The sequence below is a fragment of the Dongia deserti genome, from assembly GCF_003574735.1.
GTDB lineage: Bacteria > Pseudomonadota > Alphaproteobacteria > Dongiales > Dongiaceae > Dongia_A > Dongia_A deserti.
Map to the genome: position 1 here is coordinate 28877 of NZ_QORW01000010.1, position 24811 is coordinate 53687.

Consider the following 24811-nt stretch of genomic DNA (forward strand, 5'->3'; position numbering starts at 1 on the left):
CGCGTCCCGAAGTGCTAGGGTCTTGGCGAGACCACTTCCGCCGATGAATTATCGCGCTCTCGCCGCAGTGCCGGTTTTCGGGGCTCATACGGATGGCAAGCGTTGATGTCGTTGTGCCTTGCTACCAATATGGCCGCTTCCTGCGCGGCTGCGTAGCAAGTGTCCTGCAGCAAGGCATCGAAGACGTTCGCGTTCTGATCGTCGACAATGCCTCAACCGATGACACATCGGAGGTGGCTCGCACGCTCGCTGTGGAGGACGCGCGGGTCGAAGTGGTCACGCACCGCACGAATCTGGGCCACTTGACCTCCTTTAACGAAGGAGTCGACTGGGCCGAGGCCGATTACTTCATGGTGCTATGCGCCGACGATCTACTCGCGCCAGGCGCCCTCGCGCGCGCGATCTCGGTCATGGACGATAGCCCGCGGGTCAATCTAACGTTCGGACGCGAGCTCATTATCACCCCTGAGTCGAGTAGCCAGGAGTTTGACCAGCTTCCGCGCAGCAGTGATTGGTGCCTCATCGAGGGAAGAGCCTTGCTCGATCGGCTGTGCAGATCTGGTCGCCCCGACGCTTCCCGTTTCATGATCCCCGGCACCACGGCCATCGTCAGGACGTCCGCTCAGAAGCGGGTGGGGCACTATCGCGTGCATCTGCCCCATACCGCCGACCTCGACATGTGGCTGAGATTCGCGTGCACCGGTGACGCGGTGCAGATCGATGCCATCCAGGGCATCCGACGAGTCCATCCGCGAAACAGGAGCGCCAGCGTTTATGACTGCCATAAATGGGATCTCGAGTGGGAGGCCGCGTTCGAAAGCTTCTTCCAGCACGAGGGTGCCCGGCTACCAAACGCACGACGCCTGCACCGGATCGCACGGCGAGCCCTTGCCGAGCGAGCCTATTGGGGTTGCTTCTCCAATCTACTTCGCGGGAACTTCGCTTTGAGTGGAGCCCTCTTGTGGTATGCGGTCACACGTTGCCCCGACGCTGCTATCTTTCCGCCCTTCGGTTATCTGCTGCGGAACGGCGATTCGGTAGTGCGGATTCAACGGGTCCTGTCGGAGATAGGCATCCGATGGCACGCCCCAGTCGAGGGGAACTCCGATGCGCACTGAGGTCGACAAGAACGTCAAGAACACTGCGAACACGCTCTCGGACCGAGACGCTAACCAAACATACTTGCGGTTCACCAAGACTCATCTGCGTGACGCGTGGCTCATTGAGCCCGTGCCATTCAACGACGCACGGGGCTCCTTCACTCGAACTTTCTGTCAGCGCGAATTTGCTAAGCAAGGCGTACAGACGATATTTGTCCAGCACAGCTGCTCTCGTTCGCACTTGCGTGGAACGGTCCGCGGCATGCATTTCCAGCGAGCTCCACATACCGAGATAAAGATTGTGAGCTGCCGACGAGGTGCCATCTGGGACGTGATTATTGACCTTCGCCCTAAATCCCCCACCTATGGCCGTTGGCAGGGTTTTGAGTTGACCGCCGACAATCATCACCAGGTGTACGTGCCGGCCGGCTTCGCGCATGGCTTTCAAAGTCTTAGCGGTGGCGCAGAAGTCAGCTACCTGATATCCGAGTTCTACGTACCGGAGGCCGCGGCCGGCGTGCGGTACGACGACCCCGCGTTTCTCATAGATTGGCCGCTACCCGTCGCTGCCATTTCCGAAAGGGATCGATCCTGGCCGAACTTCGCTCGCTGACGCAGTTTGCTAGCCGTTGATGATGCGGCCTCCGCATTCTGTCAGCAGCCCCTTCGTCCGCAGTGCTTGGGCTACCTCTACAATGAGATCAAACGGCAAGTCGGCGCGCTCGGCCATGTCCAACAGGCTGTGCCGGCCGTCGGCCAGGTTGGCAACCCAGAGGAGCGCCATGGTGTAGTCGGGCGTATGCGTCTGTCCCCCAACGGGCTCATACAGCCCACGGCGGCCGAGTTGGGGTTCGCACTTTGGATTCGCGCTCACCGGCCGGTAATCCCGCTCCAGCATATGGAGCACCGCGGCGATCATGCGGTAGGATGAAGCCAGATGCTGCGGTCGGATGAACGCCAGATCGTCGGCCGATGTATGATATTCTTGAAACCTTCCGAACTGGCTGCGTTGGAACAGGCCGACCGGCAGATCAAACCCCGGAGAACAAAATTGGCGCTCGTCGTAGCCGTATGGCGAAAAGTCCAGGATGTTTGGGGTGGTGGCGATCCGGCGCAGCACGTGGCAGAAAGCGCGATCGATCGGCGCATCGCCCCGGCGGCTCTTCTTGTATGTTGGACCGCCACCATCGCCGACACATGAAACGACCAGCCCATGCTTGATATGTCCGACCTTGTGCTCGTTGCGGGCTAGCCAGGTGATCGCCCCAATCGTGCCTGGCGCAAACAAGAAGCGATAGGTATAGCGGGTGTTCTTGGCGCTCAGGTGCCTTGCGAGATACGTGAGGGTCGCCAGCCCCGAACAGTTGTCGTTGGCCAAGGAAGGATGACAGACGTGAGCCGTCAGCAGGATCTCGTCTTCGGATGCCCCAGGGCACAGAAATTCCCCGTATGTCAAGTGTCCGTCTTCCAGGCTGGAATCGATGCAGACCTCGTAGGTTCCTTCCGGCAGCTGCAGCAGTTGATTGTGTGAGAGGCAGAACCCCCATGCTTCGCGGTAGTACGACGTCCGATAGGGGATCAGGTCGGGCTGCTCCGGCAACGTGAAGAGATGCGGCTTGAGGTCGCTCAACGGCATTTCACCGTGAATGGGAGTGCTGTAGTTCAAGACGTGAAGGTTCGAAGAGCCGATGTCTATGATGCGTTCCCCCTGGGTGTTCTTTACGAACGCGTCCCGGATGTTCCATTCCTTGGGAACCGTCCAGTCGAAGACCTTGGTTCCGGTCGGCACCTCGCGCACCTGGAGATCGATATATCGCTTGAGGCACCTGAGCGTCTCGCGCACCCCATCGCCGGTGATGCTGCGGCAAATTGGAAAGATCTCTTCCGCGAGCGCAAAGATCCGCTCTCCGAGATCCATATCGTCCGTCGGCTCGGGCCATGACGGTGGTCGGAAGAGGCAGTTCGGCTGGCGCGCGGCTGGCACGGCAACGACCCTTTAGCTCGCCGCCGCCAGATTCCGGGCTCGCTGCGACTCTCGGATGCGTCGCAGGTTTCGATCAACGATACCTTCAGATATGAGCTCCTTGATCTGCTGAATGCGCCGGAAGCGCAATCCCCCGAAGACGTCATAGGTCAATCCCGACGCGCGGAACGCCGCACAAAGCTGCTCTGCTCCGCTCGCGACACTCCATTTCGGTTTGAAGGCTGGTATTGCCCGCACAATGTTCTCGAAACTTACACGATACGACCGCTTATCCGGACCGGCGCCCTCTGCCATTCGAATGGCAGACACTCCCCTGTGAACGCGCCAAGCCTCGTACGCAAATTAGCATTCCGTCGGATGCCGCGCTCCGGTCATTTCGGCCACGCCTGTACCGCTTTGGATGTACGAGCGAGGTTCCGACCGGCCGCTCGGCGCACAGTCTACGGAACAACGGGTCTCTCGTGCGTCGCTGGACCGGCCGAACTCTTCAGTAATGTTCGAACGAGCTCAAAATAGACGTCCTTCTCGCCCAGGACGAACAGCAGGATTCCGGCGTAGAGCGAGAACATGATCGCGCCGCCCAACGCCAGGTCCGCAATCGGCGGAAGGTGTGACCCAGCCGACAGGTGCACAGCCATTGCCGCCGCAGAGGCCGCTACGCCGGCCAGGAAGGGGCGGAGAAGGCAGCGAGCGACATCCAGAATCGAAATTGTCGTTCCTTTCAGGCACCAGAGCACGTGCGGGACAACCCATAACATCATCGCGGCGGAATAGGCGGCTGCCACGCCAGTCGGCCCATATGGTAAGCCCATCAGATATGCAGACATCACCAGTGGCGCGATCACGAGTGCGATCCTCAGGCTGCGCCCCTGCAGTCCGATCGAAAGCAGCAACCAAGCCAGTGGATTGATGATCCCGAAGATCAGAACAGTGGGAGCGAGCAGCCGAAATATGGGGGCCGCTGCCGCCCAGGCCTGGCCAAACAGCACCAGAATTATCTCGTCCGCGAACACGACGCAGAAGATCGTAACCGGGAGCGTCATGGATATCGCAAGTCCATACCCCCTCAAAAAATATCTCTTAAACGTCGCTGGGTCACCCTGCAGCCGCGAGAGTGCGGAAAACGCCACCCCGCCGATCGCTCCGTTCAGGTAGTCAGTGGGCACGCTGATAAGCTGATAGGCCCGGCCATAAAGCCCAAGTACGTCGGCCCCCCAGACTCGCCCCAAGAGGACCTTCTCCAGGTTGTAGCCAATATAGACGACCAGTCCGTTCAAAGTGATGGTGCCACCATAGAGGAGCATGGAGCGGATATCGGCACTCCAGTCAGGCCTTCCCGGCCGCCACTTCGCCGCAAGCCATACGCAGGCTGTCGTGATTGCTGGTGAGGTGACTGCTGCCGCCACCAGGGACCAATAGCCATAGCCAAGAACTGCCAAAGTGATGCCGAGCGCGCTACTCGTCGATTGGGAGAGCGTTTCGATAAACGTCAGCACCGGATAGCGGAGATGCCTTTGAAGGAGCGCGGCATGCTGTACGCCTGCGCCAGTGACGAGGAAACCTGTCGCCAGGGCGATGGCGATCCAGAACAATCGAGGCTCGCGGTAGAAGGATACCAGGACCGGCGCAGTTGCGACGCACAGGAGCGCAAACACCACGCCGATCGATACGTTGATCCAGAACAAGGTTGATATCTGTGCATCGGTGACGTGTTCCTTCTGCACGGTCGCGGACGACAGGCCCGCAGAAGTGAACATTCCATAGATCCCTGTCACCACCGTAACCATCGCAACAAGCCCGAAATCATGCGGACTGAGCAGCCGCACCAGTACGATCATGAAGCCGAGACGTAGGGCGAAATTGACCGCTTGACCGCAAAGCTTTGCAGCGCCGCCACGTATTGTGCGCCGCTTCAGTTCGCTGCTTCCCATACCTGTCATGTTTCCGGGCCGTCCGTGCAATGTGGCAGCGCATAGCGTCTGAACACGAGACGATACTGGCTGCGCTGCCAAGACCGTAGTACGTCGAAAGGCTGTGATGACCAGTTGGGCCCTTGGCCCTCTAATGACGCGATGTTTGCTTCGCCCTCAAAGTCTGGGCGGGCGCCCGATGCTCAGGAGGATATCGGTAGATACGGACGGACGAGGCGGTGTCGGCATGTGAGGGACCTCGCGATCTGTGCAGACTCTGTCGCATGGGCATATCTCCAAGCTTGGCCGATAAGCTGCATGGTCGCGGGGACTGCAGACTGAACGATCGCGGCAACTCCTTAACCGAACGCAGTTGCTCAAGAAGGACAGCGATGACGCTGAAGACAGGCGATTGGGTCGAAGTCCGCAGTAAGCAGGAGATTCTGGTCTCCCTAGATTCCAAGGGTCGCTTGGATGGCCTGCCGTTCATGCCCGAGATGTTTCAATATTGTGGGCAACGTTTCAAGGTCTACAAGCGCGCACACAAGACGTGCGACACGGTGAATGGCACTGGCGGTCGGAGACTACCAGGTGGAATCCACCTGGACCTCCGATGCGACGGCAAGGCACATGGCAATTGCGACGCGGCATGCCTGTTGTTCTGGAAAGAGGCTTGGCTGAAGCCAGTTAAAGGACCGGAGCAACCCATTGAGTTGCAATCCTGCACGACCGGTGATGAAAATGGCGAAAGCGCCTCTGGCGGAGGCTGCGCGGAGCAGGATGTCCGGAATGCTACGTCTCGCCAACTTCTCGGCGAGACGCGATATGTCTGCCAAGCGACCGAACTTCCGCACTACACCTCTCGGCTGAGATGGTGGAACATATTCCAATACGTCGAGGACTACCGTTCCGGGAACGTGAGCGCCGGCCGTTTGATCCGTGGCTTCGTGTACGCCTCCTTCAGCGAGCTGTGTCATCGGCTGAGCCGGCTGGCTCCGCTCCTTCAGTGGCTGTACGACCGAGTTCAGGCGCCCTGGGGCGGGATCCCTTATCCGCGGCGCAAAGGCACAATTCCCGTCGGCCAAGCGACCCTCAGCTCGACGCTGAATCTCCAACCTGGCGATCTTGTCCGTGTGAAGTCCTACAAGAGCATCCTTGAGACATTGGATTCCGCCAATAAGAACGCCGGGCTCTTTTTCGATGCCGAGCTGGTACCTTATTGTGGCGGGACGTACAGAGTAAGAGCACGCATACGCCAGTTCGTCGATGAGAGGTCCGGCGAGATGTCGTTCCTGCGGACACCGGCCGTGATCCTGGAGCACGTCTGGTGTCAGTCCCGTTATAGCGCATGCCGCATGTTGTGTCCGAGGAGCATCTACTCCTGGTGGCGTGAAGCATGGCTCGAACGGGTCTCCGAAGAAGCCGGAGCGGTTGCGGTGAAACCTCCGCGCGCGGTTGAGGAAGCAGGGAGGTCGATGCCTGTTGGCAGGCCCACATCGCCGGTTGCAGCCCATCTTTCCTCTGAACCTCAGTCGGAAGCGAGACTAGACTAGGCTTAGATAAAGGCCGCCCCCTCTGGAGCAATCATGGGTCTTATGTGAATATCGGTGACTTCAGCCGTGCGGGAAAGGCTGAGCGCGTTCAGCACCACCGAAGCCACGTCCTCCGGCTGTAGCAGCCGTTCCGGGTAATAGGGCTTGTTCTCCGACTTATGGATTTGCCTCTGCAGCTTGCTGGCCGTTCGACCCAGATACAGACTCAGGACCCTGATGCCCTGGGCGTTGACCTCACCGCGGAGACTATCAGCGAAGGCTCGTAGTGCATGCTTGGTCGCGTCATATTGGCTGGTCGAAGGCTTTGCCCCAATGGCGCTGCTCGAGTTGACAAATACGACCTGGCCTTGACTGGCCTCGAGCAGCGGCAGCAAAGCCCGGGTTAAAGCATAGGGCGCCCTCAAGTTGACTCGGTAATGCCGATCGAGATCGGCCATCGACGCCTGCGCAATCGGGCTTGCAATGTGCACGGCCGCATTCTGCACGAGGATATCGAGACGAGCCAGGTCACGGGCAAGCCGATCGGTCAGTGCGCTAAGCTCGCACTCGTTGCCGAGATCGGTCACCAGATACTCAGCCTTTCCCCCAAACTTTTGCGCTCTTTGGGCGATGTCCTGCAAGGAATCCCGGGTTTTGCCCACCAGCCGGATCTCCGCTTTCGCAGCGGATAACGCGAGAGCGATGGCTGCACCGACGCCTGATCCGGCGCCGGTAATGAGCGCGACCTGCCCTTCGAACTCGCCCACTCACCCCTCCTCTCTCATTGCGCAACATCGGCTGCCCTGGCACAGCTGATCTTGGCAAGCTACCGCAGCCCGACCGAATGTGGCTCACCCTCTTCTGGCTGTTCGCATGCGGATGGATACCGCTTTTGCGGTACGCCGTTGAGCTTGCGTAGTGGACGGGAACGCCGTGATAAGAAGCGAGACGATCGGCGAGGCAGGGCTCTCGCAGGGCTCTCTATGTCAGGCTGAGCCCGTCATGGCTGCCGCAGGAACAGGTGAAATGCCGCCATTCCGACCTATTCCCAGGCACTTACCAAGTCGCCGAAGAATACAGCGATGACAGCGAATCGTGTCGCTACGCCGGCCTCAACACCACGGTTGACTGATCATGCCCCGCGACGATCGATCCAGCGACGTGACAGCACAGCAGCAGGCGCACCCCAGCCGCCTTATGGTCACTCGTGGCAAGTGGCGCTGGTCCAATCTTGTTCGACCGGTCGCCAGGATCAGTTTCGGTATCGGCGTCACAGCTATTGCCATCGGCAGTCTGCTGCCCGCGGAGAGCGTGCCTGCCATAGCAAACGACAGGATCGAACATTTCACGGCATATCTGGTGCTGAGCCTGCTGGGAACCTGGATGTTCCAAACCTGGCGGGCAATCTTCATGACTATCCTGTCTCTATGTGCGCTCGCTGTTGGCCTGGAGATCTGTCAAAGCTCTGTACCAGGCCGTTCGCCGGAGTTCGCTGACGCCGTCGCAGGTTGGCTCGGGGCCGTCTCGGCGTACACGCTGATGCTGGTGGCATGGCTTCGCGGGCGATAGGGGTGAACCTGCCGGCGTGCGTGTCCGTAACTATGTCGTGAGCGGCTGCAGCGGTTGTTCAGTTGCGCAGACGCTTGGCTTGTTGTTCGAAGCGGACTGTTTCCAGGTCGGCATCCATCATCTCCGCCACCAGTTCCCTGAATCCGGTGCGGTGATGCCAGCCGAGTTCTCGGCGTGCCTTGCTCGGGTCGCCGAGAAGCAGATGAACATCGGTCGGCCGAAAGTAGCAGGGGTCGACGCATATCAGCGTCTGCCCGGTCAGGCAGTCGATGCCCTTCTCCTCCACACCTTCGCCCCGCCAGCTCACGGCCCGGCCGACGTGATTGAACGCCAATTCTACGAACTCTCGTACGCTGTGCGCCTCGCCGGTTGCCAGAACGTAGTCACCCGCACGCCATTGCTGAAGCATCAGCCACATGCCTTCGACATAGTCTCGTGCATGCCCCCAGTCCCGTTTCGCATCGAGATTGCCGAGATGGAGCTTGTCGGACAGGCCAAGCTCGATGGCGGCGATCCCTCGCGTGATCTTGCGTGTGACAAACGTCTCGCCCCGAATGGGGCTTTCATGATTGAAAAGAATGCCATTGCTGGCGTGAATTCCGTATGACTCGCGATAATTCGCCGTTATCCAGAAGGCATAGAGCTTGGCGACGGCATATGGTGAGCACGGATGAAATGGCGTGGTCTCGCGCTGTGGAACCTCGTGCACCTTCCCATACAGCTCCGATGTCGAGGCCTGATAGAACCGCACTTGATCCTCAAGCCGCAAGATGCGAATCGCCTCCAGAAGATTGACCGCCCCTAGTGCATCGGCCATCCCAGTGTACTGCGGTGTCTCGAAGCTCACCTGCACATGGCTTTGCGCTGCCAAGTTGTAGACTTCATCCGGCTGGATCTCTTGCATCAGGCGGATCAAGCTGGGTGCATCGGTCATATCCCCATAGTGCAACTTGAGCTGCGCCGGACCGGCATGCGGGTCTACATATAGGTGATCGATTCGTGCAGTATTGAAGGATGACGAGCGCCGCTTTATGCCGTGAACTTCATAACCCTTGGCCAGAAGAAATTCGGCCAGGTATGCACCGTCCTGCCCCGTCACACCGGTAATGAGAGCCCGCCGCGTCAAGGCTATATCGCTCCGGCAAAATGCTTCTGGGTCGCGACCGTCGGGGAGGCCGCGAGGCGGCAGGAGTCCAGCGGTGTCTGGGTCGGAAATGAGCTGGTCATCGCATCATACTGCCGCCGCTACCCACAGTTGACACTGAACCTGCACTGAGGAATGACCCTTGAAATAGGATATCGTTTTCGCAAGCCCAAACGAGAGAGGTACTTTGGGCTGCCACTCCAGCGCACTGCACGCTCACAGAGAGAGCTGCCGAGGAACCCGGCGCCGCCAGTGACGAGCACACGGGGTTGATCAGAGTATCTCACTGCCCGATCTCCAAAGCAGGATTCCGCCGACTATCACAGGAAGCATAGCTATTTCGAAGAGCAACCACGACGACGCAAGTTTGGTATGCGCCTCTTGCGCCTTCCATTACGTCTTTTGGATAAGCTCGATGCCGCTTGCCTCGGCTGCGATCTCGACGCGATCCGGGTCGCCATCACGCCGACTTCATGTGCTTCACCTCAGGCATGCCTGCTGATCCCGTCGCACGGCTGCCGAAGCCGCATCCGCGCAGCATCGACGAGGCGAGGAGTCCCCTTATCCGCCAGTTCATCCTGAGCGGCACGCTCCACAAGGAGCTCGTCCGGCAGAGCGGAGTCTCGATCGGCACGGTCAGCAAGATCCGTCAGCAGCTCAAGGCGAACGTGACGTTCTTCCGCAACACAGAAGGCCAGATCTGCGTGCCCGTTGCGTGCCCAAACCGGAACATCGCGCCAACAAAAGCGCAGATGAGCGCAGAACGCGGTTCTTGTTTAATTGAAAAGATTGGTGGGCCCGGCAGGACTCGAACCTGCGACAACACCGTTATGAGCGGCGCGTTCTAACCACCTGAACTACAGGCCCGATCCAGGGATCAGAATTCAGGAATCAGGTATCAGGAATCGATGGAGAACTCCATCTGATACCTGACCTCTGATCCCTGATACCTGGTCACGTATCCAAGAAGCTCCTCAGCTTGCGCGAGCGGCTGGGGTGCTTGAGCTTGCGCAGGGCCTTGGCTTCGATCTGGCGGATACGCTCGCGCGTGACCGAGAATTGCTGGCCGACTTCCTCGAGCGTGTGATCGGTGTTCATGCCGATGCCGAAGCGCATGCGCAGCACGCGCTCCTCGCGCGCGGTGAGCGTTGCCAGCACCCGCGTCGTGGTCTCGCGCAGGTTCGCCTGGATCGCGGCATCCAAGGGCAGCACCGCGTTCTTGTCCTCGATGAAGTCGCCGAGATGGCTGTCCTCCTCGTCGCCGATCGGCGTCTCGAGGCTGATCGGCTCCTTGGCGATCTTCAGCACCTTGCGCACCTTCTCGAGCGGCATCATCAGCTTCTCCGCCAGCTCCTCCGGCGTCGGCTCGCGGCCGATCTCGTGCAGCATCTGGCGGCTGGTCCGCACCAGTTTGTTGATGGTCTCGATCATGTGCACCGGAATGCGGATGGTGCGCGCCTGGTCGGCGATCGAGCGCGTGATCGCCTGGCGGATCCACCACGTGGCGTAGGTCGAGAACTTGTAGCCGCGGCGATACTCGAACTTGTCGACCGCCTTCATCAGGCCGATATTGCCCTCCTGGATCAAATCCAGGAACTGCAAGCCGCGGTTCGTGTATTTCTTCGCGATCGAGATGACGAGGCGCAGGTTCGCCTCCACCATCTCCTTCTTGGCGCGCGAAGCCTCGCGCTCGCCCTTCTGGATCACGTTGACGATGCGGCGGAAATCGCCGACCGGCAGATGCACGCGGTCCGCTACCAGCGCAATGTCGCTGCGGATGGTCTTGGCCTCTTCCTTGTTGTTGGCGAGGAAGTTCTTCCAGCCCTTCGCGGTCAGCCGGCTCAAGCGCTGGAACCATTTCGGGTCCAGCTCCGCGCCGTAATAGTGCTTCAGGAAATCCTCCCGCGTGACGCCGGCCTTCTGGCAGATGCGCAACAGCTGTCCTTCGAGGCCGATCATCAAGCGGTTGAGGCCGTACATCTCGTCGACCAGCGCTTCGATCCGGTTGTTGTTGAGGCGGATCGCGCGCATCAGCTCGACCATCTCGAGCTTCAGCTTCTCGTAGTTCTTTTCCGAGCGCGGATTGAGGTCCTCGCCCCCCTTGATCTGCTCGAGGCGCTTCTGCTGGGCCTTTTCCAGCTTCTTGTAGAGCGCGGCGATCCTGTCGAAGGCCTCCAGCACGCCCGGCAGCAGCTGCGCTTCCATGGCGGCGAGCGACATGTTCACTTCGTCGGCTTCGTCCGGAGCGCCCTCGCCCTCGGGCCGCTCCTCGGCGCCCTCTTCCTTCTCTTCTTCCTCCTCGAAATCCTCGCCGGCCTCGACCTGAGCCATCTCGGCCTGGCCCGGACCGCCACCCATGGTGGCGTCGAGGTCGATGATGTCGCGCAGCAGGATCTCGCCCGCCTTCAGCTTGTCGCGCCATTCGATGATGTAGCGGTGGGTGATCGGGCTTTCGCCGATGCCGCCGATCATCATGTCGCGGCCGGCCTCGATGCGCTTGGCGATGGCGATCTCGCCCTCGCGCGACAGCAGCTCGACCGAGCCCATCTCGCGCAGATACATGCGCACGGGATCGTCGGTGCGGCCGACTTCCTCGTCATCCAGGTTGCCGACGGTCCGGGTCTCTTCCTCGACCGAATCCTCGGCTTCCTCGGTCTCCTCGTCGGAATCGACGACGTTGATGCCCATCTCGTTAAGCTGGGCCATGAAGTCTTCGATCTGATCGGTCGAGACCTGCTCCGAGGGAAGGACCGCATTGATCTCGTCGTTGGTGACGAAACCCTTCTCCTTGGCCTTGGCGAGCATCTTGCGCATGGCATTGTTCATGCCATCCATCAAGGGCTCGGCGCCTTCCTCGCGCGGCTTGTTCGCATCCTGCTTCGGCTGCGGCTTCACTGCCATCTCTACACCTGCTCCAAATTCCTAAGTCCGCGCGGCCTCAAAAACCCCCGATCCCGCGCGAAACAGTCCCCCTACTCTATGCTTAGTCCTCGCCGCCCCAGCCGGGCGCACGATCCAAGTCCCGGCGCTGGCTTTCGCCATCCAGCGTCATCTGCCGCGCCGCCTCGAAGCGGGATAAAGCGGTTGTTTCTGCCGTCGGGTCGCCCGGATTGGCCATCGCGTTTTCCAGGGCCTGAGCCGTCGCCGCCAGTTCCGGTTTCACGCTCAGTTTCTCCCGCAGCAGCCCAATCACGTGCAAAAGCCCCTCCTCAGCGGAATTCAAATCCGCCGATGGAAGGGTGAACTTCATATGACCCGTGCGCGCAACCAGGGCTTCCAGGGTCGCTGCAAAACCCAGGTTGTTCAAATGGTTTCGGAACCCCTTGGCGTCAAGATGCGGCTGGCCGGCTGCGAGGTCTATAACCGCCCGCTTCAAGGAGTCAAGGTCGCCACGGGGAAAGTCCACTTCTCCCACCGCTTCACAGTGCCGACTTATCAGGTCCGGATGGTTAACAAGTGCTATGAGGATGAGTTCGTAGGGGATGCGCTGCATGCTGGTAATCCCCCGCCTGGCCGCCTCACCGCCGATCGGCACCACGGGCTGTCGACCGCCGAATCTCCCTTTTTGCACGCCGAACTGGGCCGGAGCCTGGAATCCCGCTTTCCCCTGTGGCCGGAATAGCTCGTCCAGCCGCCGCTGAATTTCCTGCCGGTAGGCCTCCGCCACCGACTTATCCGCGATCCGCCCCACCGCCTCACCCAGATCCTTGCGGAACCCGGCCCGCCGTTCAGGCGTATCCAGGGGCCGGTCGGCCAGAACCTGCCGCCATAGGGCCTCGACCAGGGGCTCCATCCGGGACAGTGCCTCCCGGAAACCGGCAGCCCCCTTGGCTCGGACCAGGGAATCCGGATCTTCCCCCGCCGGCATCCACGCGAAACGCAGGGAGAGGCCGGGCTTGAGCAGCGGGATCGCCCGATCGGCTGCCCGCGCGGCCGCGCGCTGGCCCGCATTGTCGCCGTCGAAACAGAGGATCGGCTCCTGCGCCATGCGCCAGAGCAGGGCGATCTGCTCTTCAGTCAGGGCAGTGCCGAGCGGTGCCACCGCGTTGCTGATCCCTGCCTGGGCCAGGGCAATGACGTCCATGTAGCCTTCGACCACGATGATCTCGTTCGTCTCGCGCGCCGTCTTCTGCGCGTGGCTGAGGCCATAGAGCACACGGCCCTTATGGAAGAGTGGCGTCTCCGGGGAGTTCAGATATTTCGGCTCGCCCTGATCGAGGATGCGGCCGCCGAATGCGATGGCCTGCCCGCGCCGGTCGAGGATCGGGAACATGACCCGGCCGCGGAATCGGTCATAGGCATGGCCGCCATCCTCCGGCTTGATCAGCAGTCCGGCCTCGATCGCGATTGCTTCGGGAATGCCCGCCTTCTCCAGCGCCGCCTTCAATCCGGTCCGATTGTCCGGCGCGAAGCCCAGACGGAAACGCCGCATCGTGTCGTCGGTCAGCCCGCGGCGCTTCAGATACTCGAGCCCCAGCCGACCGGCCGAAGCCCGCAGTTGCTGCTCGAAATGCTTGGCCGCGAACTCGACAGCACCGCCGAGCGTGGCCTGCCGCTCCGCCCGCTCGCGTTCTTCCGGCGTCTCGCGCGGCACCTGCATGCCGGCCTCAGCTGCGAGCTTTTCCACTGCTTGCGGGAATTCAAGACCCTCCGACCGCATGACAAAGCCGATCACGTCGCCATGGGCCCCACAGCCAAAACAGTGAAAAAAGCCCTTGTCCTCAGTGACTGTGAAGGACGGCGTCTTCTCATTATGGAATGGGCAGAGGCCGGTCGACTCCCCCCGGCCTTTACGGATGAGGCGCACGCGCCTTCCGACGATATCGGTGATCGACACCCGGCCGCGCAGCTCATCCAAAAAACGCGGCGGTAACGCCATCCGTCAGCCCCAAGCGCTCAGAGAATCGGACCAGTTTAGCGGCGTATCGCCAAACTACGCGACATTGGATACCGGGGAAACTGTGGATAACTCGGGCCCCGGCCGGGCCTTCAGCCGAGCTTCTGTTTCACCTGTTGCCCGACCTTGGCGAAGTCCATGCGGCCGGCATAGCGCTCTTTCAGCGCCCCCATCACGCGCCCCATGTCCTTGATGTTGGAGGCGCCCAACTCGCCGATCACCCCGGCGATCGCGGCGTTGGCCTCGTCTTCGCTCATCTTCTTGGGCAGGAAGCGCTCGATGATCTCGATCTCGCCCTGCTCCTGCTCCACCAGCTCCTGGCGCGCGGCCTTCTGGTACATCGCGATGCTCTCCTGGCGCTGGCGCACCATCTTCTGCAGCATGTCGATGATTTCCGGCTCGTCTACGCCGTCGGTGATACCGCGGTCACGGGCGGCAATGTCGCGGTCCTTCAGCGCCGCCAAGATCAGTCGCAGGGCGGAGGTCGCGCGCTGGTCGCGCGATTTCATCGCCGCCTTCAGTTCGTCGTTGAGGCGATGCCGCAACATGGAGACTCCAATAATGAAATGATATCAGCGAAAGGCGGGGAGACTACAGGATTTGAAAGGCCGAAGCAATTTTGCCGGCGGCTTAGGTCGTCCTGACTAAACGGTTGAAACATCTACTGTTTTCACGCCAAAAAAAGCAGGACATTCGCTTGACGCAGGGGGATTCGCAGCTTAGAAACCGGCGATCTTCGCCGATCGTCGAATGACCGCCCGCCTGGGGTTCGCCCCGGGGAGCGGGCTGGCGCGCCGAGCTGGCAAGGTCCAGCGACGGTTTTCCGCACAAAGGCCATCGGCATGAGCGCTCCTCAAGCGACCAATCACACGCACGCGCCTACCGCCCTTCTCGTTTTGGGCGATGGAACGGTGCTGAAGGGCCGAGGCCTGGGTGCCGAAGGCAAGGCGGTGGGCGAGGTGTGCTTCAACACCTCGATGACCGGCTACCAGGAGATCATGACCGATCCCTCCTATGCCGGGCAGATCATCAACTTCACGTTCCCGCACATCGGCAATGTTGGCGCCAATGTTGAGGATATCGAGACGGTGACGCCGGCCGCGCGCGGCTGCGTGCTCGCCACCGACATCACCGAGCCGTCGAGCTGGCGCGCCCTGCAATCCTTCGACGAATGGCTGCGGCGCTACAACCTGCCTGCCATCGCCGGCATCGACACCCGGCGCCTGACGCGGCGCATCCGCGATGGCGGCGCGCCGAACGGCGTCATCGTGCACCGCAAGGATGGCAAGTTCGACATCCCCGCCTTGATCGCGGAGGCGAAGGCGTGGCCCGGCCTTGAAGGCATGGATCTCGCCAAGGATGTCTCCTGCCGCCAGACCTATCACTGGGACGAGAATCTGTGGGCGCTGGGCCGCGGCTATGGCAAGGCCGCCGATCCGAGATTCAAGGTGGTCGCGATCGACTACGGCGCCAAGCGCAACATCCTGCGCTGCCTGACGGCCGCCGGCTGTGACGTGACTGTGGTGCCAGCAACCGCGACCACCGACGACGTGCTGCGTCACAAGCCCGACGGCGTGTTCCTTGCCAACGGTCCGGGCGATCCCGCCGCCACCGGCGAATATGCCGTGCCGGTGATCAAGGATCTGATGAAGCGCGATATCCCGATCTTCGGCATCTGCCTTGGCCACCAGATGCTGGCGCTGGCCTTGGGCGGCAAGACCGAGAAGATGGCCCGCGGCCACCGCGGCGCCAACCACCCGGTGAAGGATCTCACCACCGGCAAGGTCGAGATCACCAGCCAGAACCACGGCTTCTGCGTGGTGCGCGAGAGTCTGCCGGCGAGTGTAAAAGTCACGCACGAATCCTTGTTCGACGGCTGCGTCGAGGGATTGGAGGTCGAAGGCAAGCCCGTCTTCTCCGTGCAATACCACCCGGAAGCCTCCCCCGGGCCAATGGACAGCCACTACCTCTTCCACCGCTTCGTGGAGAAGATGGAGAAGAGGAAGTGATGACGCGGAAGAAGTCGAGCAGCGAGACGCGGCTTCTCAGATCGGGGCGCTATCGCACCGGCCTATGGACGTCGCATTTCTCCCTCCCCCAAGCTGGGGGAGGGTTGGGGTGGGGGTTGTTCTCCCCGCCGCACGCCGTGGCCAAGCTGAACCGCCTCGCCCCCACCCTAACCCTCCCCCGCCTCGGGGGAGGGAATCGCATCTCATGCTTCACCCGCCACATGCGATCGTCCTGCGGCCCACGTGAGGGAGTTCACTGTGCGAGACCACAAACGAACGCGTCCTCCTCTAAGTTGGGAGAAGGTTGGGATGGGGGTTGTCGGTGACCGCAGAGGCGAAGACTCGTCGGACTCAGCCTCGATCGCTCGCGAGCGCACGCAAGTTGCGCCAGACCTTGACCGACGCTGAACGCAGACTGTGGCACTATCTGAGGCAAGGGCAGCTCGGTGGATTTCACTTTCGCAAGCAGTGCCCAATCGGCCCATACATTGCTGATTTCGCCTGCTTGAAAGCCAAGCTCATTGTGGAAGTGGATGGCGGCCAACACGCCGACAGCGCGACCGACGCCGCACGCGACGCCTGGTTCACCGCGCATGGCTGTCGCACGTTGCGCTTCTGGAATAACGATGTCCTCGCGAACACCGAAGGCGTCATTCTGAACATCACCGAGGCCTTGGGCCAACTGGAGAACATTCCGAATGCCCAAGCGCACTGACCTTCACTCCATCCTCATCATCGGCGCTGGCCCGATCGTCATCGGTCAGGCCTGCGAGTTCGACTACTCGGGGGCGCAGGCGTGCAAGGCGCTGCGGCAGGAAGGCTACCGGGTGATCCTGGTGAACTCGAACCCTGCCACCATCATGACCGACCCGGACCTGGCGGATGCGACCTATATCGAGCCGATCACGCCGGACGTTGTGGCGCGCATCATTGCGAAGGAGAAGCCGGGCGCTGTGCTGCCCACCATGGGCGGGCAGACGGCGCTGAACACCGCGATGGCGCTGCACCGCTCGGGCAAGCTGAAGGAGCTCGGCGCCGAGCTGATCGGCGCCAATGCCGAAGCCATCGACATGGCGGAGGACCGCCTGCTGTTCCGCAAGGCGATGGATCGCATCGGCCTCGAAAGCCCGAAGGGCGCGCTCGTTTCCAGCCTCGACGAGGCGCTCGACACGCTCGTGGATGTCGGCCTGCCTGCCGTCATCCGCCCCAGCTTCACGCTCGGCGGCACCGGTGGTGGGATCGCGTATAGCCGCGAGGACTTCATCCGCATCGTCGAGGGTGGCCTCAAGGCATCGCCCGTCGGACAGGTTCTGGTCGAGGAATCGGTGCTCGGCTGGAAGGAGTTCGAGATGGAGGTGGTCCGCGACCACGCGGACAATTGCATCATCGTCTGTTCGATCGAGAACATCGATCCGATGGGGGTGCACACGGGCGATTCCATCACCGTCGCGCCGGCGCTGACGCTGACGGACAAAGAGTATCAACTGATGCGCAACGCCTCGATCGCGGTGCTGCGCGAGATCGGCGTCGACACCGGCGGCAGCAACGTGCAGTTCGCCGTCCATCCGGAGACCGGCCGGCTGGTGGTGATCGAGATGAACCCGCGCGTGTCACGCTCCTCCGCGCTGGCATCGAAGGCCACCGGCTTCCCGATCGCCAAGGTCGCGGCCAAGCTCGCGGTCGGCTACACGCTGGACGAGCTTGCCAACGACATTACCCGAGTGACGCCGGCTTCGTTCGAGCCGACCATCGACTACGTCGTCACCAAGATGCCGCGCTTCACCTTCGAGAAGTTCCCCGGTGCGGAAGCCCTGCTCTCCACGTCCATGAAGTCTGTCGGCGAAGCCATGTCCATCGGCCGCAACTTCCAGGAATCGGTGCAGAAGGCGCTGCGCTCCATGGAAACCGGCCTGACCGGCTTCGACGAAGTCGAGCTGCCGGATGACAAAGCCGAAATTCTGAAGGAGCTGACACGCCCGACGCCGGACCGGCTGATCCGCGCCGCCGAAGCGTTGCGCCGCGGCCTCACCGTCGAGGAAATCCAGGGCGCGTCGAAATTCGATCCCTGGTTCCTCCGCCAGATCGAGGGCATCATCGCGGCCGAGGCCGAGATCAAGCAAAAAGGCCTACCGCACGATCATGCGGGCCTGCTGCGCCTCAAGAAGATGGGCTTCTCCGACGCGCGCCTTGCCAAGCTCGCCGGCCTGAAGCCGAACGACGTGTCCACCCTGCGCCACCAGGCGAACGTGCGCCCGGTCTACAAGCGCATCGATACCTGCGCGGCGGAGTTCGCCTCGCAGACCTCCTACATGTATTCCTGCTACGAGGGCACGGGCTGGACCGGCACCGACTGGGACGCGCCGGAGTGCGAGGCGGATCCCAGTGACCGGCGCAAGGTCATCATCCTCGGCGGCGGGCCGAACCGCATCGGCCAGGGCATCGAGTTCGACTATTGCTGCGTCCACGCCGCTTATGCGCTGCGCGAGGCCGGCATCGAGACCATCATGGTCAATTGCAATCCGGAGACGGTGTCCACCGACTACGACACGTCGGACCGGCTCTATTTCGAGCCGCTGACAGCCGAGGACGTGATCGAGCTGGCGCGCGTCGAGCAGCGCAAGGGCGCTTTGCTCGGCGTCATCGTGCAGTTCGGCGGGCAGACTCCGCTCAAGCTCGCGGCCGCGCTCGAGGAGGCCGAGATCCCAATTCTCGGCACCTCGCCGGATGCCATCGACCTTGCCGAAGACCGCGAGCGGTTCCAGCAATTGCTCAAGAAGCTCGGCCTGCGCCAGCCGGAGAACGGCATCGCGCGTTCGATGGAGGAAGCGGAGGAGATCGCGGAGCGCATCGGCTATCCCGTTGTGATCCGCCCGTCCTATGTGCTTGGTGGCCGCGCCATGGAGATCGTGCATGAGCCGCAGGCGCTGCGCCGCTACATGCGCACGGCCGTGCAGGTGAGCGGCGACAATCCGGTGCTGATCGACTCCTATCTCGAGGACGCGATCGAGGTGGACGTCGACGCGCTGGCCGACGGTACGGATGTGCACGTCGCCGGCATCATGGAGCACATCGAGGAAGCCGGCATCCACTCCGGCGACAGCGCCTGCGCCCTGCCGCCCTATTCGCTGCCGCTGCAGGTGATCGCGGAAATCCGCCGCGAAGCTGTGTCGCTCGCCAAGGGCCTCAATGTCGTCGGCCTCATGAACGTGCAGTTCGCGATCAAGGGCCGGGACATCTATGTGCTGGAGGTCAATCCGCGCGCCAGCCGCACCGTGCCGTTCGTGGCCAAGGCGACCGGTTTGCCGATCGCCAAGATCGCCGCGCGCGTCATGGCGGGGGAGAAACTCTCCACGTTCAATCTCAACCTCAGCAAGCGCCCGCACATGGCGGTGAAGGAGGCCGTGTTCCCCTTCGCCCGCTTCCCCGGTGTCGACATCATCCTCGGCCCGGAGATGAAATCGACCGGCGAAGTCATGGGCCTCGATTCCAACTTCGCCCGTGCCTTCCTGAAGGCGCAGCTGGGAGCGGGTCAGAACCTGCCGCGCTCCGGCACCGTGTTCGTGTCGATCAAGGACAAGGACAAGCCAGCGATCGTGGAACCCATTCGCAAATTGCTGGAGCTCGGTTTCGACGTCATCGCCACGCCCGGCACCGCCGCCTATTTCCGCAACCTGGGCCTCGCCGTCCGCGCCATCAACAAGGTGCACCAAGGCAGCCCCCATATCGTTGAGGCGATGCAGCGGGGCGAGGTTAGGCTGGTCTTCAACACCGTTGCCGGGGCCAAGTCGATCGCCGATTCCTTCGCCCTGCGGAGGACCGCTCTGATGGGCGGAATTCCTTATTTTACAACGGTTTCCGGCATCCTGGCGGCGGTCGGGGCGATCGCGGAGCTGAGCAAGGGAGCGCTTGAAGTCGCCCCGCTTCAGTCTTATTTTCTGACGTCTGAGCAACCGGCGGCGCGTTAACTTTTAACCCCGCCGATCCAATACCCACCGGACGATGCCGTAGCCAAGAGAGCTAGGCCGCCCGCGGGGGTCTTTTTGCTGTTTGGGTATTAGAGCGATGACCAAGATCCCAATGACGGCGGACGGCTACGCCCGCCTGGAAGAGGAACTGAAGCACTTGAAGGCCGTGGCGCGCCCTGACGTTATTCGCGCCATTGCCGAAGCGCGCGAGCATGGCGACATTTCAGAGAACGCCGAATACCTCGCAGCGCGCGAACGCCAGAGTTTCATCGAGGGCCGCTTGGCCGAGCTCGAGGACAAGATCAGCCGCGCGGAAGTCATCGACCCGGCGACGCTGTCCGGTAAGCAGGTCAAGTTCGGCGCCGTCGTGACCCTGATCGACGAGGACACCGAGGAAAAGTCCGTCTACCAGATCGTCGGCGAGGACGAAGCCGACATCAAGGCGAAGCGCCTGGCGATCACCTCGCCGCTGGCGCGCGCGCTGGTCGGCAAGTCGGTCGGCGATTCCGTCGAGGTGACCACCCCCGGCGGCTCTCGCTCCTACGAGATCTCGAAGGTTGCGTTCAAGAAGTGACGATCTGAAATCTCGGCATGCTCACGCTGGCCGTTTCGTCAGCGCGAGCGTGACGCCCAGCGCGCACAGAATCCCGCCGGAGCTCTGACGCATACGACGGATGATGGCGGGCCGCGCGGCCAAGCGATCGCGCACGGCTGACGCGGCGTAGGTCACCACCACATCGACGGCGGTATTCAGGAATACCGAGATCGTCCCCAGCACGATGAACTGCAGCGCCACATGGCCTTCTGCCGGCACCACGAATTGCGGCAGGAAGGCGAGAAAGAAGGCCGCGGTTTTTGGATTGAGCGCTTCGACGATCACGCCTTCCTTGAAGGCGCGCCGCACGCCCATGGCCGGGCCGTTTCCCAGTTCCGGTGCTGCGCCGGCTTCACGCCAAGTCTTGATACCGAGATAGACGAGATAAAGCGCGCCGACGATCTTGAGCGCGGTGAAGGCCTCGGCACTCGCCATCACGATCGCGGACACGCCGATCGCGCCGCCGATGATGTGCACGAAACCGCCGAGCCCCGTACCGAAGCTGGACGCGAGCCCCTCCCCGCGCCCACCCGCGAGCGTGCGCGCCGCCACATAGAAGATGCCCGGCCCCGGCATGAGCGCCAGCACACCGGCGGCAGAGAGAAACAGAATGAAATGCCAAAGATCAAACATGCTCTCTCCTATTGATCCAACCCAGCCATATGCCGCGCCGCCTTGTCGAAGGGAACTTCCTCGGCCAGTGCCTTCGCCGCCCACGATGCCGACCAGGCGCCGAACTTGAAGCCGTGGGCCGCACAGGCGCTCACCATCACCACGCGCCCGTCGCGCTTCAGCATGAAGCGCGAGTCCGGGGAATCGTGGTTCCAGCACACCATGCTGCGCTTCAGCCGGTAGCGGTCGAAATCCTTGAGCACGCCCGCCAAGTTCTGCCGGATGGTCGACAGTTCGCCGGCGCTGGCTTCCGCGCGCGACCCGGCTTCAGCACTGCCACGCACGCCGATATCGGCCAGCTTCAGCTCGGTACCACGGACCGGTGGCGCGCCCCATACCTCTTCCGGGCCACCGAAGTCGATGATCGCCGGCGCCTTCTTCCAGGCTTCGGCGAATTCCGCCGGCGGATCGAAATAGACCATGACGTTGCGGCACGGGCCGACCTCGCTGCCCAAGTCCGGCAGCACCTGCGGAATCCACGCACCGGTCGCCACCACCAACTTGTCAAACGTGAACTCGTCGCCTGTTTCCGTCACTGCAGTGCCGGTTTCCTTCTTCACGCTGGTCACGCGGGTGTTGGCCCTGACTTCGACATCCGCGTGCGCGCACAGCCGTGCGAGGTCCGTGGTGATTCGGTCCGCCAGCAGCACGCCGCCATCTGGTTCCAGCACCGCCCAGCGAATGCGGCCTGGCGTCAGAAAGGGATAGCGTTGTTCCACGTCCCTGCCGGACAGCAGCTCGTAACGGGCGCCGACCTCATCCAGCACCTTGCGGCCACGATCCGCCCAATCGCCGACGATGGCCGAGCACGACAAGGCACCGCAGCGTTCCAGGTGGTCCTCGCCCATCGCCGCGAACAGATCGGCCCATGCCGCGTAGCACTCGTCCATCAGACGCGCATAATGCGGCTGCCCAGGGTACATGCGCCGGGTCAGGCGATGCTGATCGAACGAGGCGCTAATCGGATTGGGCACCGACCCTTGCTCCAGCAGGGTCACGCGATGGCCACGCTTCGCCAGATGCCACGCAATCCCGGCGCCGACCACGCCCGCTCCGATCACGCCGAAATGCTGCTTGTTCTGCATAGTTCTGTTGCTATTCCGCTTTCTGTAAGCTCGCCTCGGCTGCAGACCATAACGACTGAGGCGCCCCATGGCGATTCGCAACTTCACCGAGCTTGCCTATTCCAAATCGGTCAAGGCCATGCAACAGCGTCTGGGCACGCGTGAGCGCAATGCGGAGCTGGAACGTGAGGCGCGCAACACCGAGGTGACCGATGGCCTCAGCGCCTATCTGGCGGAGCGCACCTCGATTCTGTTCGCCACCGCGGCGAAGTCCGGCTGGCCCTATGTGCAGCATCGCGGCGGGCCGAAAGGCTTCGTGCGCACGCTCGACCGGCACACAATCGCTTTCGCCGATTATCCGGGCAACAAGCAGTACATCACGCTCGGCAATCTCGCGGAGAACCCGAAGGCAACCATCCTTGCCATCAACTACGCCGAGCGACAGCGCGTGAAGATCTGGGGCGAGGCGGAGCTGGTCGAGGACGATCGCGACCTGCTCGATTCTTTGATGCCGCCGAACAATGCCATCTACGTCTCGCGGGCTATCCGCTTCCACGTGGTCGCCTGGGACATCAATTGTCCGAGCCACATCCCGCAGCTCTTCACGCTCGAAGAGGTCGAGGCGGCGAGCGCCGCGATGCTCGCGCGGATCGCCGAGCTCGAAGCGCAGCTGACAGCACGCGAGTTGGCCTAGGCGCGCGCCTGCCGGCGAACCGGCTTCTCGTCCAGATCGATGGGCACGCCCGGCTCATGCTTGCTGCAGCGGATGGCGAGCGCGGACTTGACGTGGCTGACATTGGGCGCTGGTGTCAGCTGGGTGGTGAGGAACCGCTGATAATCATCCCAGTCGTGCGCGACGACTTTCAGGATGAAGTCGGTTTCCCCCGCCAACATGTGGCACTCGCGGACCTGCGGCCAGGAGCGCACGAGATCCTCGAATGCCTTGAGATCGTTCTCCGCTTGGCTGACCAGCCCGACATGGGCAAAAATGGTGACGCCAAAACCCATCGCCTCGGCATTGATCTCCGCATGATAGCCCTTTATGAACCCCGCCTGCTCCAGCGCGCGCACGCGTCGCAGGCACGGCGGCGCCGAAATCCCGGCGCGTTCGGCCAGATCGACATTCGTCATCCGCCCGTCGGCTTGCAGATCAGCCAGGATATGAAGATCGATTCTGTCCAGTTTGGCGCGCCGCATAACCGATCTCCCCGAAATACTTTGAACCTTTTGTAATTATATTACCCGCGCAATATTTTTTCGCCAAGATGGTTTCGCAGATTATCCAGGGCCTATGCGGTGCCGGCATTAACTTGTGCCTGACCGCACCCCATCTTATGTTGGAGACTTGCTCGAAACGCATAGCTTCGGATTCGCGCCCATGCCCACGTCTGCGCCAAAGGAATTTCTCACCAAGGTCTTGATCATCGGCTCCGGCCCGGCCGGCTATACCGCCGCCGTCTATGCCGCACGTGCGAGCCTGAAACCGATCCTGGTCCAGGGGCTGACCCCGGGCGGCCAGATGACCATCACCACCGATGTCGAGAATTATCCCGGCTTCGCCGACGTCATCCAGGGCCCCTGGCTGATGGAGCAGATGGAGGCCCAGGCCCGCCATGTCGGGACCGAACTCATCTTTGACACGATCGTCGATGTCGACCTGAGCCGCCGGCCGTTCCGCGCCGTGGGCGATTCCGGTGATGTCTATATGGGCGAGACCCTGATCATCTGCACCGGCGCCCAGGCGCGCTGGCTCGGCCTGCCGTCGGAAAAGAAGTTCCAGGGCTTCGGCGTCTCCGCCTGCGCCACGTGCGACGGGTTCTTCTTCCGCGGCAAGGAGGTTGCGATCGTCGGCGGCGGCAACACTGCCGTCGAGGAAGCGATCTACCTGACCCAGCACGCGACCAAGGTCACGCTGATCCACCGCCGCGATACCTTGCGCGCCGAACGCATCATGCAGGAGCGCATGTTCGCCAATCCCAAGATCGACGTGGTCTGGGATAGCGTGGTGGAGGAAGTGCTGGGCGCCGGCGATCCGCCGGGCGTCACCGGTGTGCGTATCAAGAACGTGAAGACCGGCGATACGCGCGACCTCGCGGTCGACGGCCTGTTTGTCGCCATCGGCCACGATCCGGCAACCCAGCTCTTCAAGGGCAAGCTGCAGCTCGACAACGAGGGTTACATCATCACCCAGCCAGACAGCACGGCCACTGCCGTACCCGGCGTGTTCGCCGCAGGCGACGTGAAGGACAAGGTGTTCCGTCAGGCCGTGACAGCCGCCGGCATGGGCTGCATGGCGGCCCTGGAAGCCGACAAGTTCCTGGTGAAGAACGAGCTCCAGCCCGCCGCGGCGGCCGAGTAGCATGAGCGCCG

The 24811-nt window shown here is 62.1% G+C and carries 20 protein-coding genes and 1 tRNA gene; 10 read left to right on the forward strand and 11 right to left on the reverse strand.

Going from position 1 to position 24811, the window contains the following annotated elements; all coding sequences use genetic code 11:
- Positions 1-92 precede the first annotated feature (92 nt).
- The gene (locus tag DTX69_RS16535) at positions 93-1118 is read left to right on the forward strand and encodes a glycosyltransferase (protein ID WP_119302670.1); all 1026 of its coding nucleotides are present in this window, start codon (positions 93-95) and stop codon (positions 1116-1118) included.
- Entirely contained in the window at positions 1108-1713 is a 606-nt protein-coding gene (gene rfbC / locus DTX69_RS16540; protein WP_284735831.1) for a dTDP-4-dehydrorhamnose 3,5-epimerase, read from the forward strand. Before DTX69_RS16535 ends, rfbC begins: the two co-directional genes overlap by 11 nt.
- Positions 1714-1722: 9 nt before the next feature.
- Here rfbC and DTX69_RS16545 read toward each other — a convergent pair whose 3' ends face one another.
- Together DTX69_RS16545 and DTX69_RS16555 are read right to left on the reverse strand one after the other, a co-directional pair.
- Positions 1723-3018 carry a DUF4910 domain-containing protein gene (locus tag DTX69_RS16545; RefSeq protein WP_119302671.1) on the reverse strand — a complete coding sequence of 432 codons (1296 nt, stop codon included), beginning with the start codon at positions 3016-3018 and terminating at the stop codon, positions 1723-1725.
- A 506-nt stretch (positions 3019-3524) separates the two neighbouring features.
- Positions 3525-5024: a lipopolysaccharide biosynthesis protein gene (locus DTX69_RS16555; RefSeq protein ID WP_284735832.1), complete on the reverse strand. Its 1500-nt coding sequence runs from the start codon at positions 5022-5024 to the stop codon at positions 3525-3527.
- A 362-nt stretch (positions 5025-5386) separates the two neighbouring features.
- Here DTX69_RS16555 and DTX69_RS16560 point away from each other — a divergent pair, with 362 nt between their 5' ends.
- A complete protein-coding gene (locus tag DTX69_RS16560; protein WP_284735833.1) occupies positions 5387-6547 on the forward strand; it encodes a hypothetical protein in 1161 nt (386 codons plus the stop codon).
- Between the two features lie 2 nt (positions 6548-6549).
- On the opposite strand, the gene DTX69_RS16565 is transcribed toward DTX69_RS16560, so the two are convergent.
- On the reverse strand, positions 6550-7293 hold the full coding sequence (locus DTX69_RS16565; RefSeq protein WP_119302674.1) for an SDR family NAD(P)-dependent oxidoreductase: 744 nt from the start codon (positions 7291-7293) through the stop codon (positions 6550-6552).
- 367 nt (positions 7294-7660) lie between these two features.
- Here DTX69_RS16565 and DTX69_RS16570 point away from each other — a divergent pair, with 367 nt between their 5' ends.
- Positions 7661-8095 carry a VanZ family protein gene (locus tag DTX69_RS16570; protein ID WP_162917282.1) on the forward strand — a complete coding sequence of 145 codons (435 nt, stop codon included), beginning with the start codon at positions 7661-7663 and terminating at the stop codon, positions 8093-8095.
- 58 nt (positions 8096-8153) lie between these two features.
- On the opposite strand, the gene gmd is transcribed toward DTX69_RS16570, so the two are convergent.
- The 5 genes from gmd to DTX69_RS16600 form a co-directional block, all read right to left on the reverse strand.
- Positions 8154-9221, reverse strand: a complete 1068-nt coding sequence (gene gmd / locus DTX69_RS16575) for a GDP-mannose 4,6-dehydratase (RefSeq protein WP_284735834.1) — start codon at positions 9219-9221, stop codon at positions 8154-8156.
- An 808-nt stretch (positions 9222-10029) separates the two neighbouring features.
- A tRNA-Ile gene (locus DTX69_RS16585) sits at positions 10030-10106 on the reverse strand.
- 87 nt (positions 10107-10193) lie between these two features.
- Entirely contained in the window at positions 10194-12140 is a 1947-nt protein-coding gene (rpoD, locus tag DTX69_RS16590) for an RNA polymerase sigma factor RpoD (protein WP_119302678.1), read from the reverse strand.
- A gap of 82 nt (positions 12141-12222) precedes the next feature.
- Positions 12223-14118 carry a DNA primase gene (gene dnaG, locus DTX69_RS16595; RefSeq protein ID WP_119302679.1) on the reverse strand — a complete coding sequence of 632 codons (1896 nt, stop codon included), beginning with the start codon at positions 14116-14118 and terminating at the stop codon, positions 12223-12225.
- 110 nt (positions 14119-14228) lie between these two features.
- Positions 14229-14684 carry a GatB/YqeY domain-containing protein gene (locus DTX69_RS16600; RefSeq protein ID WP_119302680.1) on the reverse strand — a complete coding sequence of 152 codons (456 nt, stop codon included), beginning with the start codon at positions 14682-14684 and terminating at the stop codon, positions 14229-14231.
- A gap of 294 nt (positions 14685-14978) precedes the next feature.
- On the opposite strand from DTX69_RS16600, the gene carA reads away from it, so the two are divergent.
- The 4 genes from carA (at position 14979) to greA (ending at position 20684) form a co-directional block, all read left to right on the forward strand.
- Complete coding sequence (gene carA, locus DTX69_RS16605; RefSeq protein WP_119302681.1) at positions 14979-16145, forward strand: glutamine-hydrolyzing carbamoyl-phosphate synthase small subunit; 1167 nt, start codon at positions 14979-14981, stop codon at positions 16143-16145.
- A gap of 322 nt (positions 16146-16467) precedes the next feature.
- Positions 16468-16860: an endonuclease domain-containing protein gene (locus DTX69_RS16610; protein WP_119302857.1), complete on the forward strand. Its 393-nt coding sequence runs from the start codon at positions 16468-16470 to the stop codon at positions 16858-16860.
- Positions 16844-20110, forward strand: coding sequence for a carbamoyl-phosphate synthase large subunit (gene carB, locus DTX69_RS16615; protein WP_119302682.1), 3267 nt, complete (start codon positions 16844-16846; stop codon positions 20108-20110). The genes DTX69_RS16610 and carB overlap by 17 nt, the downstream gene beginning before the upstream one ends.
- A 97-nt stretch (positions 20111-20207) precedes the next feature.
- Positions 20208-20684 (forward strand): transcription elongation factor GreA, encoded by a 477-nt coding sequence (gene greA / locus DTX69_RS16620; RefSeq protein WP_119302683.1) that lies wholly within the window; start codon positions 20208-20210, stop codon positions 20682-20684.
- A 21-nt stretch (positions 20685-20705) separates the two neighbouring features.
- Here the strand turns inward: greA and DTX69_RS16625 are convergent, their stop codons facing one another.
- Together DTX69_RS16625 and DTX69_RS16630 are read right to left on the reverse strand one after the other, a co-directional pair.
- Positions 20706-21338: a LysE family translocator gene (locus tag DTX69_RS16625; RefSeq protein ID WP_119302684.1), complete on the reverse strand. Its 633-nt coding sequence runs from the start codon at positions 21336-21338 to the stop codon at positions 20706-20708.
- An 8-nt stretch (positions 21339-21346) separates the two neighbouring features.
- Positions 21347-22462: an NAD(P)/FAD-dependent oxidoreductase gene (locus DTX69_RS16630; RefSeq protein ID WP_162917283.1), complete on the reverse strand. Its 1116-nt coding sequence runs from the start codon at positions 22460-22462 to the stop codon at positions 21347-21349.
- Positions 22463-22529: 67 nt separating this feature from the next.
- Here DTX69_RS16630 and DTX69_RS16635 point away from each other — a divergent pair, with 67 nt between their 5' ends.
- Positions 22530-23135: a pyridoxamine 5'-phosphate oxidase family protein gene (locus DTX69_RS16635; RefSeq protein ID WP_119302686.1), complete on the forward strand. Its 606-nt coding sequence runs from the start codon at positions 22530-22532 to the stop codon at positions 23133-23135.
- Here DTX69_RS16635 and DTX69_RS16640 read toward each other — a convergent pair.
- Positions 23132-23638, reverse strand: coding sequence for an Lrp/AsnC family transcriptional regulator (locus DTX69_RS16640; RefSeq protein ID WP_119302687.1), 507 nt, complete (start codon positions 23636-23638; stop codon positions 23132-23134). The two genes, DTX69_RS16635 and DTX69_RS16640, sit on opposite strands and share 4 nt — an antisense overlap.
- 181 nt (positions 23639-23819) lie before the next feature.
- On the opposite strand from DTX69_RS16640, the gene trxB reads away from it, so the two are divergent.
- The gene (trxB, locus tag DTX69_RS16645) at positions 23820-24800 is read left to right on the forward strand and encodes a thioredoxin-disulfide reductase (protein ID WP_119302858.1); all 981 of its coding nucleotides are present in this window, start codon (positions 23820-23822) and stop codon (positions 24798-24800) included.
- Positions 24801-24811 lie beyond the last annotated feature (11 nt).

What these genes read in the sequence shown, in the direction of transcription:
- DTX69_RS16535 (WP_119302670.1), top strand. Translation starts at nt 93, where the DNA reads ATGGCAAGCGTTGATGTCGTTGTGCCTTGCTACCAATATGGCCGCTTC.
- rfbC (WP_284735831.1), top strand. Translation starts at nt 1,108, where the DNA reads ATGCGCACTGAGGTCGACAAGAACGTCAAGAACACTGCGAACACGCTC.
- DTX69_RS16545 (WP_119302671.1), bottom strand. Translation starts at nt 3,018, where the DNA reads ATGGATCTCGGAGAGCGGATCTTTGCGCTCGCGGAAGAGATCTTTCCA.
- DTX69_RS16555 (WP_284735832.1), bottom strand. Translation starts at nt 5,024, where the DNA reads ATGACAGGTATGGGAAGCAGCGAACTGAAGCGGCGCACAATACGTGGC.
- DTX69_RS16560 (WP_284735833.1), top strand. Translation starts at nt 5,387, where the DNA reads ATGACGCTGAAGACAGGCGATTGGGTCGAAGTCCGCAGTAAGCAGGAG.
- DTX69_RS16570 (WP_162917282.1), top strand. Translation starts at nt 7,661, where the DNA reads ATGCCCCGCGACGATCGATCCAGCGACGTGACAGCACAGCAGCAGGCG.
- rpoD (WP_119302678.1), bottom strand. Translation starts at nt 12,140, where the DNA reads ATGGCAGTGAAGCCGCAGCCGAAGCAGGATGCGAACAAGCCGCGCGAG.
- dnaG (WP_119302679.1), bottom strand. Translation starts at nt 14,118, where the DNA reads ATGGCGTTACCGCCGCGTTTTTTGGATGAGCTGCGCGGCCGGGTGTCG.
- DTX69_RS16600 (WP_119302680.1), bottom strand. Translation starts at nt 14,684, where the DNA reads ATGTTGCGGCATCGCCTCAACGACGAACTGAAGGCGGCGATGAAATCG.
- carA (WP_119302681.1), top strand. Translation starts at nt 14,979, where the DNA reads ATGAGCGCTCCTCAAGCGACCAATCACACGCACGCGCCTACCGCCCTT.
- carB (WP_119302682.1), top strand. Translation starts at nt 16,844, where the DNA reads ATGCCCAAGCGCACTGACCTTCACTCCATCCTCATCATCGGCGCTGGC.
- greA (WP_119302683.1), top strand. Translation starts at nt 20,208, where the DNA reads ATGACCAAGATCCCAATGACGGCGGACGGCTACGCCCGCCTGGAAGAG.
- DTX69_RS16625 (WP_119302684.1), bottom strand. Translation starts at nt 21,338, where the DNA reads ATGTTTGATCTTTGGCATTTCATTCTGTTTCTCTCTGCCGCCGGTGTG.
- DTX69_RS16630 (WP_162917283.1), bottom strand. Translation starts at nt 22,462, where the DNA reads ATGCAGAACAAGCAGCATTTCGGCGTGATCGGAGCGGGCGTGGTCGGC.
- DTX69_RS16635 (WP_119302686.1), top strand. Translation starts at nt 22,530, where the DNA reads ATGGCGATTCGCAACTTCACCGAGCTTGCCTATTCCAAATCGGTCAAG.
- DTX69_RS16640 (WP_119302687.1), bottom strand. Translation starts at nt 23,638, where the DNA reads ATGCGGCGCGCCAAACTGGACAGAATCGATCTTCATATCCTGGCTGAT.
- trxB (WP_119302858.1), top strand. Translation starts at nt 23,820, where the DNA reads ATGCCCACGTCTGCGCCAAAGGAATTTCTCACCAAGGTCTTGATCATC.